At 59.7% G+C, this 12,580-nt stretch carries 13 protein-coding genes; 7 read left to right on the top strand and 6 right to left on the bottom strand.

From position 1 onward, the window contains the following. Positions 1-118: 118 nt before the first annotated feature. From glyA to BI343_RS15335, 7 genes are all read left to right on the top strand, one after another. Positions 119-1,366 carry a serine hydroxymethyltransferase gene (gene glyA, locus BI343_RS15365; RefSeq protein WP_071110338.1) on the top strand — a complete coding sequence of 416 codons (1,248 nt, stop codon included), beginning with the start codon at positions 119-121 and terminating at the stop codon, positions 1,364-1,366. Between the two features lie 250 nt (positions 1,367-1,616). Further along, positions 1,617-2,075: a transcriptional regulator NrdR gene (nrdR, locus tag BI343_RS15360; protein WP_071110337.1), complete on the top strand. Its 459-nt coding sequence runs from the start codon at positions 1,617-1,619 to the stop codon at positions 2,073-2,075. A 54-nt stretch (positions 2,076-2,129) separates the two neighbouring features. Next, positions 2,130-2,678, top strand: a complete 549-nt coding sequence (locus BI343_RS15355; RefSeq protein WP_071110336.1) for a GNAT family N-acetyltransferase — start codon at positions 2,130-2,132, stop codon at positions 2,676-2,678. After that, on the top strand, positions 2,675-3,208 hold the full coding sequence (locus BI343_RS15350; protein ID WP_169829024.1) for a GNAT family N-acetyltransferase: 534 nt from the start codon (positions 2,675-2,677) through the stop codon (positions 3,206-3,208). Before BI343_RS15355 ends, BI343_RS15350 begins: the two co-directional genes overlap by 4 nt. Next, positions 3,205-4,308 (top strand): bifunctional diaminohydroxyphosphoribosylaminopyrimidine deaminase/5-amino-6-(5-phosphoribosylamino)uracil reductase RibD, encoded by a 1,104-nt coding sequence (gene ribD, locus BI343_RS15345; RefSeq protein WP_211269439.1) that lies wholly within the window; start codon positions 3,205-3,207, stop codon positions 4,306-4,308. Before BI343_RS15350 ends, ribD begins: the two co-directional genes overlap by 4 nt. A gap of 99 nt (positions 4,309-4,407) precedes the next feature. Then, the gene (locus tag BI343_RS15340; protein WP_071110334.1) at positions 4,408-5,058 is read left to right on the top strand and encodes a hypothetical protein; all 651 of its coding nucleotides are present in this window, start codon (positions 4,408-4,410) and stop codon (positions 5,056-5,058) included. A gap of 136 nt (positions 5,059-5,194) precedes the next feature. After that, positions 5,195-6,682 (top strand): carboxypeptidase M32, encoded by a 1,488-nt coding sequence (locus tag BI343_RS15335; protein WP_071110333.1) that lies wholly within the window; start codon positions 5,195-5,197, stop codon positions 6,680-6,682. Positions 6,683-6,727: 45 nt separating this feature from the next. Here the strand turns inward: BI343_RS15335 and BI343_RS15330 are convergent, their stop codons facing one another. The 6 genes from BI343_RS15330 to BI343_RS15300 form a co-directional block, all read right to left on the bottom strand. Further along, complete coding sequence (locus tag BI343_RS15330) at positions 6,728-7,531, bottom strand: HDOD domain-containing protein (RefSeq protein ID WP_169829023.1); 804 nt, start codon at positions 7,529-7,531, stop codon at positions 6,728-6,730. Between the two features lie 59 nt (positions 7,532-7,590). Beyond that, positions 7,591-8,729, bottom strand: a protein-coding gene (locus BI343_RS15325) for an IS3 family transposase (RefSeq protein ID WP_422614096.1) whose coding sequence is annotated in 2 segments (ribosomal slippage) — positions 7,591-8,474 and positions 8,474-8,729 — 1,140 coding nt in all. Because the reading frame shifts where the segments join, the coding sequence is not laid out codon by codon here. A 15-nt stretch (positions 8,730-8,744) separates the two neighbouring features. Then, complete coding sequence (locus BI343_RS15315) at positions 8,745-10,112, bottom strand: tyrosine-type recombinase/integrase (RefSeq protein ID WP_071110331.1); 1,368 nt, start codon at positions 10,110-10,112, stop codon at positions 8,745-8,747. Next, a complete protein-coding gene (locus BI343_RS15310) occupies positions 10,106-11,236 on the bottom strand; it encodes a tyrosine-type recombinase/integrase (protein ID WP_071110330.1) in 1,131 nt (376 codons plus the stop codon). Before BI343_RS15310 ends, BI343_RS15315 begins: the two co-directional genes overlap by 7 nt. Positions 11,237-11,606: 370 nt before the next feature. Next, complete coding sequence (locus BI343_RS15305) at positions 11,607-12,248, bottom strand: hypothetical protein (RefSeq protein ID WP_071110329.1); 642 nt, start codon at positions 12,246-12,248, stop codon at positions 11,607-11,609. After that, positions 12,245-12,568 (bottom strand): helix-turn-helix domain-containing protein, encoded by a 324-nt coding sequence (locus BI343_RS15300; protein WP_071110328.1) that lies wholly within the window; start codon positions 12,566-12,568, stop codon positions 12,245-12,247. The genes BI343_RS15305 and BI343_RS15300 overlap by 4 nt, the downstream gene beginning before the upstream one ends. Between the last annotated feature and the right edge of the window lie 12 nt (positions 12,569-12,580).

Here is a 12,580-nt window from a genome sequence, read left to right as displayed (position 1 = left end):
GCCTTCTGCTTGGCGGGCCTGGCAGGGGGCGCGGGCGCTTGCTTCACGTTAAGGTTTCGGCTTGGGCATTTCGTGTAGAATGGCCCGATCGTTAACCCCAAGATGGAAGAGCCAGACGATGTTTGCTGCCGACCAGACGATTGCCAAATTCGACCCCGAACTCGCCGCCGCTATTGCCGCCGAGTGCCAGCGCCAGGAAGATCACATCGAGCTGATCGCCTCGGAAAACTACACCAGCCCGGCGGTGATGGAAGCCCAAGGCTCCCAACTGACCAACAAGTACGCCGAAGGCTATCCGGGCAAGCGCTTCTACGGCGGTTGCGAGCATGTGGATGTCGTCGAGCAGCTGGCCATCGACCGCGTCAAGCAGCTGTTCGGCGCGGAATACGCCAACGTGCAGCCGCACTCCGGCTCCCAGGCCAACCAGGCGGTGTATTTCTCCATCCTGAAGCCGGGCGACACCGTGATGGGCATGAACCTGGGCCACGGCGGCCACCTGACCCACGGCTCCCCGGCCAACCTGTCCGGCAAGATGTTCAACATCGTCGCCTACGGCCTGAACGACAAGGAAGAAATCGACTACGACGACATGGAGCGCGTGGCGATGGAAACCAAGCCGAAGCTGATCATCGGCGGCGCCTCTGCTTATGCCTTGCGCTTCGACTTCGAACGCATGGGCCAGATCGCCAAGAAAGTCGGCGCTTACTTCATGGTGGACATGGCGCACTACGCCGGCCTGATCGCCGCCGGCCTGTACCCGAACCCGGTGCCGCACGCCGACTTCGTGACCTCCACCACCCACAAGACCCTGCGCGGCCCGCGCGGCGGCATCATTCTGGCCCGCGCCGAGTTCGAGAAGAGCATCAACAGCAATGTGTTCCCGACGCTGCAAGGCGGCCCGCTGGAGCATGTGATCGCCGCCAAGGCCGTGGCGTTCAAGGAAGCGCTGCAGCCCGAGTTCAAGATCTATCAGGAACAGGTGCTGAAGAACGCTTCCATCATGGCCAAGACGCTGGCCGAGCGCGGCGTGCGCATCGTATCCGGCCGCACCGAGAGCCATGTGTTCCTGGTGGACCTGCGCGCCAAGGGCCTGACCGGCAAGGCGGCCGACGCGCTGCTGGGCCGCGCCCACATCACCGTCAACAAGAACGCCATTCCGAACGATCCGGAAACCCCGTTCGTCACCTCTGGCATCCGCATCGGCTCGCCGGCCATCACCACCCGCGGCTTCAAGGAAGCCGAGGCCATTCTGGTGGCCAATATGGTGGCCGACGTGCTGGACAACCCGAACGACGACGCGCTGATCGCGCGCGTGGCCGAACAAGCCACCGCGCTGTGCCATCGCTTCCCGGTTTACGCCAAGTAAATCGGTTTCGCGCTGTGAAGAAGCCGCCCTTAGCCGGTAATGCCGTTCACTTAAGGATTTTTGGGCGACTTTTCTGGCCTTGAGAGCACAGGAATCCACAAAAAAAGCACCGTTTCCCATGCATGGAGACGGTGCTTTTCTCTTAAGTGAACGGCATTAGCCCTTAGCCGGGCGGTTTTTTTATGGCCGCGATGTATTGGTGAGGCTTTGCTGATAACATCTATTTATTGCAACTCTCAGGATTCATGTCATGAAATGCGCGTTTTGTGGCAACCCGGACACTCAGGTGATCGATTCCCGCGTCAGCGAGGATGGCAGCAGCATCCGTCGCCGTCGCCGCTGCCCCGTCTGCGACAAGCGCTTCACGACTTTCGAAACCGCCGATGTGCGCATGCCGCAGGTGGTGAAGGCGGCTGGACACCGTTCCGAGTTCGACATCGAGAAAGTGCGCACCAGCTTCCTGCGTGCGCTGCACAAGCGGCCGGTGTCCACCACGCTGGTGGACGAGGCGATAGACCGTATCTGCCATAAGCTGCTGCAATTGGGCGAACGCGAGGTCAGCAGCCGGCAGATAGGCGAGATGGTGATGGCGGAGCTGGCGCGGCTGGATAAGGTGGCTTATGTCCGCTTTGCCTCGGTTTATCGCAGTTTCCAGGATATTTCCGAATTTACCGATGCGATCAAGGAAATTCAAAAGTCATCGCATTGACAGTTTGGGAGAGGGCTGATTAGTCTGGCTATTTCTTTGTCATTTTAGGTTGCCATGACTACCTTTGCCCAGACACCCCTTGCCCTGTTGCCGCCCGGCGTTGCCCACGCCGAGCGGCTGTTCGCATTGATAGACGAGAGCCGCCAGACGCTGCGGGCCTGGCTGCCGTGGGTGGATGCCACGCGCAGTGTGGAAGACAGCCGGCAGTTTCTGGCTGGCATCGCCGATGGCCAACGCAACGGCGCGGCCTGCGCCGCCTGGTTGATAGAATCGGATGGCGAGTTGGCCGGCTGCATCGATATCCATGGCATCAGCGCGCTGCATCGTTCCGGCTACCTGGGCTATTGGCTGGCCGACCGCTTTGTCGGCCGCGGCCTGATGCGCGGCGCGGCGGCGCTGGCGCTGGATATCGGATTCGGCGAATGGGGCCTGAACCGCATCGCCATCTTGGCGGGCGTGGAGAACGCGCGCAGCCGGGCGGTGGCCGAGCGTTTGGGGTTCAGCCTGGAAGGCGTGCAGCGTGACGGCCTGTATTTGCACGGTCGCCATCATGATGCCTGCCAGTACAGTCTGCTGGCCAGGGAGTGGAAATGCAGGCAATGAGAACTGTCGATATCCGCGAGGCGGACCCAGCGCGCGATGCGCCAGCCGTTTTCGCACTGATCGAGCGCTATCGCTCCACTTTGTCGCAGTGGCTGTCCGGTGTGATCAAGCCGCAATCGGCGGCGGATACCGAGGCTTTTTTGCGACTGCAGGCTCAGGGCAACGAAGAAGGCCGTTGCGCGCATCGCTTGATCCTTGTAGAGGGCGAGATTGCCGGCATGTGCGCCCTGCATGGAATCAGTCAGGCCCATCATTATGGCCGCGTAGGCTATTGGCTGGCGGATCCTTTCGTGGGCAAGGGCGTGATGCGCCAGGCGATGACGCGGCTGCTCGACCACGCCTTTGACGAACTGGGCCTGCACCGCATCGAGCTGGGTTGCGCGCCGGAAAATGTCCGCAGTTGCAAGGTGGCGGAAAGTCTGGGCTTCCGGCTGGAAGGCGAGCTGCGCGACGCGCAGTATCTGAACGGCCGCTACTGGAATATGCGTTGTTACGGCCTGTTGGCCGATGAATGGAAGAGTCGAGCATGATTGATTACAGCGCCGACGACTACCTGTATATGCAGCGCGCGCTGCGACTAGCCGAAGGCGCGACGCGTCGCGCCGCGCCCAATCCCGGTGTCGGCTGCGTGTTGGTGCGCGAAGGCAAGGTGATAGGCGAGGGCGCCACACTGGCGATGGGTTCCGATCACGCGGAAATCCAGGCCATCAAGGATTGCCTGGCGCGCGGCGATAGTCCGCGCGGGGCAACCGCCTACGTGACTTTGGAGCCGTGCAGCCACCATGGCCGCACTCCGCCGTGCGCGGAGAGGCTGATCGCAGAGGGCATCGTCCGCGTCGTGGCGGCGATGGTCGATCCTTACCATGAGGTGGCAGGCCGCGGCATCGCCATGCTGCAGGCGGCGGGCGTTGCGGCTGCGGCCGGTTTGATGGAGGCAGAGGCGCGCCGCGTGCATCGCGGCTTCCTGTCGCGCGTGGAGCGCGGCCGGCCTTGGGTGACGCTGAAAGCGGCGGCCACGCTGGATGGCAAGACCGCTCTGCTCAACGGCAAGAGCAAATGGATCACCGGGCCGCAGGCGCGACTGGACGTGCAGCGTTTGCGCGCCGCGCATTGTGCCATCCTCACCGGCAGCGGCACGGTGCTGGCGGACGACCCGCAATTGACGGTGCGCGAGGTGCCGGTGGCGGTTCAGCCATGGCGGGTGGTTTTGGACGGCGATCTGCGCACCGATCCTTCCCGCCGCATCTATCCTGGCGGGCGAAGCGTGCTGGCCACCTGCGTCGATGACGAGGCGCGGCTGGCGGCATTCCGCGCGCAGGGCGTCGAAGCGCTGATTCTGGCGCGGCGCGAGGGCAAGGCCGATCTGGCGGCGCTGCTGAGCCGTCTGAGCGAGCGAGGCATCAATGAGCTGATGATTGAGGCCGGCGCCGGCCTCAACGGCGCGCTGCTGCGCGCCGGGCTGGTGGACGAGATCGTGCTGTATCTGGCGCCGGCGCTGGCCGGCGACGCCGCGCGGGGCCTGTTCGCCTGGCCGCCGCTGGAAGATCTGGCCGACAAGACGCGTCTGGAAATCGTTGACGTGGCCAAGGTGGGCGGCGATTTGCGGCTGGCATTGCGACCGCAAGCTTAAGCGCTTGGTGCCGGCAGTCATCATTTTGTTGCGCCAAGCGTTGTATGCTCAAACAGTGGCAAAGCGGGAGCGTGCGAGCATGGCGGGCAAGGAGCGGAGATGGCGGCACTGAAGGACGCATTGACGGCCTATCTGCATTTGATTGAACGGCTGGGAGCCACTCCGGATGTGGCGGCGGCGCGGCGCGAGCTATTGCAGAAGCTGCTGGATGGCTTGGCCGGCAAGCGGCGGGATGCCGACAGTTATTATGCCGGCGTGGACGCGTTCCTGGCCGCCTGCTCCTCGCAGCAAAAATTGCTGGCGGTGACCTGCGCCCGCGAGTTTTTCTACTTCTGGCTGGATGACATGAAGAAGGTGATGGAGATCACCTCCGGCGCCGGCTTCACTGTGCGCAATCTCGACATGCCAATGCTGGGATCGCTGGATGGCTTGCTGCAGTTGATGCGCCAGACAGGTTTCCAACGCTATCCGCCCTCGCTGGGCCTGTATCTCGGCAAGCTATTCGAGGACGGCATGGCGGAAGATGAGATCCGCCGCCGCGAAACGCTGCTGCAGGCCTTGCTGTTTCTGCTTGATCCCCACCCTTTTCATCCGAGTAGCTACCGCATGGCGGTGGATGCCTTGCTGTTGCATCTGGATTCGCAGCAAGACGGCGAATATTTGCGCCAGTTGGTGCGCGAGTATTTCCCGCATTGGCAGTCCTTTCCGTTTGCTTCGCAACGCTTGGGCGCATCTGGTAATAGTGCGTGAGTAAAACTCATCCTGAACAGGTTTTTCTGAGTACAAATCCCCTTGTTTCTTATTGTTTTTCAGCATGATTTTCCGTGCCTGACCATTAAATAGTGTCATGTGAGTATGGAGTGAAGTCCATACAAAGGAGGATGCAATGCTGAATCAAAAGGCCTATCAAAGCCTCAGCCACACTTTTCAAAGACTGCATCGTTTCGGCCATCTCGGCGCCATCGCAGGCTGGGATCAGGCCGCCATGATGCCGCCCAAAGGCAATGAAGCGCGCGCGGCCGCCCAGGCCGAGCTGCAGGTGCTGATGCACCAGCTGATCACCGCGCCGCAATTGCAGGAACAGCTGCAGGCCGCGGAGCAAGAAGATCTGGACCCGGCGCAACGCGCCAATCTGCGCGAAATGCGCCGCGAATGGCAGCAGGCCAATCTGCTTCCGGCCGATTTGGTGGAGGCCAAGTCCTTGGCGGCCGCGCGCTGCGAACACGCCTGGCGCAGTCAGCGCAAGGATAATGATTGGCAAGGTTTCCTGCCCAATTTCCGCGAAGTGTTGCGGCTGGCGCGCGAAGAGGCGGCGCTGCTGGCGCAGATCAACGGCGTCAGCCGCTACGATGCCCTGCTGGACAAGTACGAGCCGGGCATGAAGAGCGCGGACATCGCGCGCATCTTCGATGACGTCAAATCCTGGCTGCCGGGCCTGATCGAGGCCGTGCGCGCCAAACAGGCCGGCGAGACCGTGATTCAGCCGACGGGACCGTTCCCGGTGGCCCTGCAGCGCGATCTGGGCCTGGAGGTGATGCAGCTCTTGAGCTTCGACTTCGACGCCGGCCGGCTGGACGTCAGCAACCATCCGTTCTGCGGCGGCGTGCCGGAGGATGTGCGCATCACCACGCGTTACCGGGAAGACGATTTTGTGCAAAGCCTGATGGGCATCATCCATGAGACCGGCCATGCCCGCTATGAGCAGGGGCTGCCGCGGCAATGGGTGGAGCAGCCAGTGGGCCGCGCCCGCTCCATGGGCATTCACGAGAGCCAGAGCCTGTCGTTCGAGATGCAATTGGGCCGCAGCCGCGGCTTCCTGGCCTTGATCGCGCCGCTGATCCGCCGCCGATTTGGCGATCAGCCGGCGTTCGAGGCCGACAATCTGGCGCGCTTGTATACCCGCGTCGAGCCTGGTTACATCCGCGTTGACGCCGACGAGTTGTGCTACCCGGCGCATGTGATCCTGCGTTTCGAGATCGAGCGCGCCTTGATCAATGGCGAGATCGAGGCGGAAGACGTTCCGGCGCTGTGGGACGAGAAGATGATGGCCTATCTGGGCATCGATACCCGCGGCAACTACCGCGACGGCTGCCTGCAGGATATTCACTGGACGGATACCTTCGGCTACTTTCCCAGCTATACGCTGGGCGCGATGTACGCGGCGCAGTATTTCGCCGTCTTGCGCCGGCAGGAGCCGAATCTGGATGCCCGCGTCGCGGCAGGCGATCTGTCGCCGGTATTCGACTGGCTGCAGGCCAATATCTGGAGCCAAGGCAGTTTGTGGACGACGGACGAGCTGGCGCGGCGGGCGACGGGCGAGGCGCTGAATCCGGCCCATTATCGCGCCCATCTGGAGGCGCGCTACCTGGCTTAAGCGCGGCTGCAAAGTCTTGCTCTGCGCTGCCGGTTTTATGTCGTATCAGTTGCCGGCCATCTGCTGGTGCAAGTGATCGCGCCAGTCTTCGAACTCCACCAAGTCCAGCCCCAGGTAGGCCAGCACCGCCGCTTGGCGCTGCGGCCAGCCCGGGTCTTCGTGCCCGGGCAGCGAGGTCCGCCAGGCGTGTTGCGCCGCCCGGGTCACCGCCACCATCATCCGGCCGTCATGGTCCAGTAGGGCATCTGGTCCAGTGTCCAGTATATGCGGGTCGTACTGCAGCAGGATGGCGCGTGCGAAGTTTTCCGGCATGTGCCAGACCTTGGCCACCAGATAGCCCACCACCGTGTGGTCGGTGCCGTGCAGCTGCTGCTGCACCTTGCAGATGCGTTCGTCGTCGGCCAGCTCCATCAGCTGCAAGGTGCGCGCATAGCCGGCCTGCCGCATCAGCAGAATGGCGATGCCGCAGCCGTGGAACAGCGCGAAACTCTGGCACTGATCCGGCACATGGGCCAGCCGCTCGCTGAGCAGGCCGGATACCGTGGCCAGTTGCATCGCCTTATCCCAAAACACTTCCAGCGCCTGCGGCGTTTCCTGCGTCAGCCGGCTGCGCAGCACCAGGCCGCTGGCCAGATTGATCACATTGTTGACGCCAAGCAAGTTGATGGCCTGGGCAATGGATTGAATCTTGCGGCCTTGGCCCAAGGCAGGGGAATTGGCTGCCTTCAGCATGGCGATGCTCAAGGCAGGGTCGCTGCCGACCAGCTCGCTCAATTCTTGCAGCGGCGATTCGCTGTCATGGCGCAAGGCCTGCAAACGGTCCAAAATTTCCGGACGCGGCGGAATCACCAGATTTTCCAGCAGCTGATCTGCCCCCGCTAGCCATACCAGCAATCAGGAGAGAAGTCCTAGGTTTGCATGGTGGTGGAACCTGCTGATCTTTGGCTTGCTAATTGTGCCTGGCGATGGCGTGCCGCAAATTCCGCTGGCGGTATCCGGCCAATCGATCCATGGGGACGGACTTGATTGTAATCGTCCCGCCACGCGGAGATGATCTGCCTGGCCTCCGCCAGCGAATCAAAGACATGCTCGTTCAGGCATTCGTCGCGGAGTCTGGCATTGAAGCTTTCGATGTAACCATTCTGCATCGGCCGGCCTGGTTGAATCAGGATGTGGCGGATGCCGCGGCTTTGCGCCCAGCCCATGAATGCCCGACTGGTGAACTCCGGCCCATTGTCCGTCCGGATCGCTGACGGATAGCCGCGAAATTGCGCCGCCTGATCCAACATCCGCGTGACGTATTGACCGGACATCGAGAAATCCACCGCAATCTGCACCGCTTCGTGGCTGAAGTCATCGGCGACCGTCAGGCATTTCAAGCGCCGACCACTGGCTAACTGGTCGCTGACAAAATCCATGCTCCACACCTCATTCCACTGCGTAGCGGCTTGCAGCAGCGTGCGCACGCCGGTCAGCTTACGCCGACGGTTACGTCGTCTAACCGCCAGACCTTGTTCGCGATACAAGCGGTACACCCGCTTGTGGTTGATGCCCGGAAACTCGGCGCGCAACAGGTCATGCACTCGCCGATAGCCAAAGCGGCGGCGCGTGTGGGCGATATCGATGATGCGGGCGGTCAGCCGATGCGTGAATGCATCGGTTTGCGGCGGATGTCGCCAGGCGTCTCGAGAAAGCCCCACAAGCCGGCAAGCGCGGCGTTCCGACAATGCCAGTCCGCTGCTTAGCATGATGCGGATGGCCTGCCGCTTGGCTTGCGGGGCTAGCGCTTTATCCCGAAGGCGACCTTGAGAGCTTCGATATCGAGGTGGGCTTCGGCCAGCAGCTTCTTGAGCCGGGCATTCTCGGCTTCCAGATCGCGAGCGCGCTGCAATTCCGCGACGTTCATGCCGCCGTATTTGCTTCGCCATTTGTAGAAGGTGGCTTCAGAGAAGCCTCCCTGGCGGCAGACCTCCTTGATGGCCATGCCGAGTTCGGCCTGCTTGAGAAAGCCGATGATCTGCTCTTCGGTGTATCTGCTCTTCTTCATATCCGTCATTTTCCTTCAAGTGACAGACTTCTCTCTACTTTTGATTGGTAGGAGCTGAGGGGAGCAGATCACCTGGGCCTGGCTTTCTTGGGTATTTGTTACCCATCCAACCATGGCTTGGCCGACGAAAATGTGATCCCTTTCCGCGTCGGCGGGTAGTGATACATAGTGGCGGGCTGTAGTTTCCGCCGACGCATGACCCAATGCCCGCTGCACCTTTCGTATATCCCGCGTTCGTGCGTAGAGATTCGACCCAAAGGTTGGACGACAGCGGGAGATGTTGAGCTGCAGGCGCTCACCGTGATCATCGACCAAGCCATGGCGGGTAATGAAATCATCGATGGCATTTCGGGCGTCGACCTGGGATAACCGGTTGACCTTTCCCTGTCGGGTCGATCTGGGATGACGGCCGGTGTACGGGACTCGCCACAGAAAGATACAATCCTGGTCGGCCTTGCCGGCATCCGCGGTTAGGGGGCGAGTGTATTCTGCCAGCCAGCGGAAATGCTCCCCAACCGTCGTTGGAATGGTCAGCACCTGCTCCTGATTGGCCAACCGTTCCGGAGCATTGATGCGATAAGAAGCAATTTGTGGGAAGCCGCATCGACGCTTCTCGGTGACAAGAATCTCCCGGTCATCGAGCGGGTGCGGTTTGAGACTGGTACGTTGCAGCTCAAGCAAGCCCTGGAAATTTCGACCAGTTGCCATTGCCAGCACGATCAGATGCAAGACCAGTACCTGCGCTGCCGGCAGTACTTCTCCTCCGTGCTCATGGATCAGTCTCAGATCGCGGTTACATGCCGCTACGATGCAATCCTGCTCGTTTTTGCTGTAAGGTTCGCGCTTGGGTACTAAGTGATTGATCTTGGGAAATGGTGATTTGGGAAACTTCAACGCCGGACTGACACAGTCAGGAACCTGTTTGATCCGATTGACCAGCACCGCTTTGAGTACGCTATAGGCATTCTTCTTCGCAGACAATGACAAGGGTTGGCCCTTGCGCGGTCCAACCCCAGCGATTTGTCGTTCCAGCCATGCCAGAAAGCCCCGCAAAATCGTTGTGTCAATCTGATCAAGACGAGTCAGGCATTCACCATGATGCTCCTGCTCATCCAGAAATGGCCAGAAATACGTCGTCAATTGCTGCAGTATGCCAAGCAACGTCACCCCGACCATCTCATGCCGGAGCGACCATACTGCATTACGAGCGTGCATAGCCAGGTTATCTCGCCCATTTTGCCGTAGGGGCTCAAAATCAAAGCGGATATCGCCGTGGTATTTGCAATGGATGGTGAAGCACCATGCTGGCGGCAGGTCGATCACTTGGCCTTCGGCGGCAATCGATTCGACCTTGCGGTTAACACGTTTACGGCTGATCACCATCGACCGCCCATCCTCAGCAAGACTTCCTCAACATAGCCATCCACTTCGTCATGCTTTAGCAAGTCGGCGGCATGCACATACAGTTCGGTGGTGGAGATGGAGGCGTGCCCCAGTCGATCCCGTACCCAATGCAATGCGCCATCGGTGCCATTCTTAACCGACATGCGCAGGAATTCCTGGGTACCAAACGTGTGACGCAGGCCGTGTGGCGTGCACTTTATCCCCGACTTGGCGGAGGCCCGTTGAAATACGAGATCCAACCCGTCCAGCGATAGCTCTTCACCGTAGCGGGTTAGGAAAAGCTTGGTTGTTTCTTTGCCATGACGCTTGGCGTAGGCCTTTGCTAACTTTGGGCGCTCCCTCATCATGTAATCGAAAAGTTGGCCAACCAACTCATAAGGCACCATCACCCAACGCTCTTTGGAGCCTTTCGTCGGGGTCAATGCCGGGTCCAGCGTCATCTTTATTGCTTTCCCCGGTGCAAAGCCAGCAGGCGTTGGTAGGACACGGATATCCAGTCCACATGCTTCTTCCCGGCGCAATCCGCTCAATAGCATCAGGCAGGCCAGCACCTTGTTTCTATGTGGAGAGAGCGCCTCTATAAATTGAACGGCGTCTGGAATGCTCAGGAACTTGGGTAGTGTCGGCTGGGCGCGTAGGGTGAGTTCATTGCACTGAACACGATTACCAGAAACATCAACATGCGCCAGGAAGCCCTTTGTCTTGGCTACCATCACTTCGTGGGTCTCGAAGGGAAGTGATTTTGTCAGACCAGTACGAAAGCACCAGGTGTAGAAGGCCGCAACGGTGCCGATGCGCTTATTGATCGTGGACCGAGATAACCCCCTATCCAGCATGAAATTACGCCAGACCGCTATCTGCAGTTGGGTGATGCTGTCCCACGGGAGATTATTCGCCTCGAGAAAGGAGAAAAATTCGTAGAGGTGATCCGCGTAGGTCCGCCATGTCGTAGGTGCCCGCGTCCGGCCACGTACTGCAGCTATATAGAATAGGTAGCGATTTGCCTGGTCGATCAGCTCTGCTGTCTCACTGGCCAGGAAGGGAATGCCAGGGAGAGACACCCCATCCTTTGTGAAGCTGGCATCGGTAAAGAACAGCCTCATTTTGACCCGCCTGGTTACCCAATATGCATACCATAGTGGGTGGCCAAGCTCACCGTCTAGCCTAATCAAGTAACTTGTTGATTTAAAGCAAACTGAAGAGCAACAGGTTAATGCTGGCAGAACATGAGGCAACCAGCCGTTTCTTTGAGCGGACCAAGTTGTCCGATTTGCAGATCGCAAAAATCACCGGCCACAAAGACCCGCGCATGCTGTCGAGGTATGCCAACTTGCGCGGGAGTGATCTTGCTAATCAGCTCTGGTAAAGCAAAACGCCCTTGCGGGCGTTTGTCTGGTGCAATCCGTTAATGACAACATTCGATACTGCTATCCCAGGTTCGCCGTTTTATTCGTTGGCGGCTGGTGCCAACTGCTAGAGATTGCTGAGCACCGACTCAATTCGACTCCACAACTTCCGGCCACTGTCGTCGCATGATTCATAGTCATGTCCAAGGCAGGATTGCCATATGGCCAGCAGTTTTTTTGCCTCCTCCTGGGCGGCTTGACTGATCATGGCACGGCGTATAATCAGGTCGTGCTTGATGCGTATCCTTTGTGCCTCGAATCGTTGTTCATACTTAGTCCGCAACTCCGCAGTATCGATCAAATATCGCAACGGAACGCCAGCGCCAGATCGGATGTCGCTAAAACTGAGCGGCTTCTGTAGTTTTAACTGTGCGTGAGTCATACCCATGGCATCCAGAGACTCGGTGAGGTCGGGCATGCTACTTTCTTCCGGTATGCACTCGTCGTCATAGATGTGGAGAAGGATATCTGCGATGGACACGCCCTCGTAGCAGCCGCCTGATTGCGAGATGGCCGCTGCCGTAAACTCGCAATCATCGGCCATTCCACCTCCGGCCGCATCGTAAACATCCCCTGGCCGAATGGATATGATCTGTTCGCAGCAACTGGCAGCCTTACCAATGCGAACATAGTGTTCTATCTGCTCTGCAGTCAGGCCTGCCACAGCGCTGTGATTACTATCTATCGTCCCCAAAGTAATGGTTTTCATGCTGCATTCTCCAGTGCATCCAGATCCGGTTTTTCCTTATAGCGATTTCTTCGGGCACCTGAATTGCGTAAGCCAGTCTCAACCCGCTTTGGCTTGCCCTCAGTCCGCAGTGTTTTATTGGCTTCCGCCTTGGCAATCCGCTGATTGGTTTGCCGCCGCACTTCGTCGCGCAGGTAGCCCAGCACGTCGTCGCGCAGGAATACCCAGGCAACGCCTACTTTGCAGCCGGGCAGCACGCCGATGTCGGCCAGCTCGCGGGCGGTTTCGGTGCCGATGTTCATCAGCTCGGCGGCCTCGTCTAGATTCAGCGTTTCTTTCATCACAGCTCCTTT

This window comes from Chromobacterium amazonense (assembly GCF_001855565.1).
GTDB lineage: Bacteria > Pseudomonadota > Gammaproteobacteria > Burkholderiales > Chromobacteriaceae > Chromobacterium > Chromobacterium amazonense.
The sequence above is the reverse complement of the archived record's forward strand: the minus strand, read 5'-3'. Positions and strand labels throughout refer to the sequence as shown.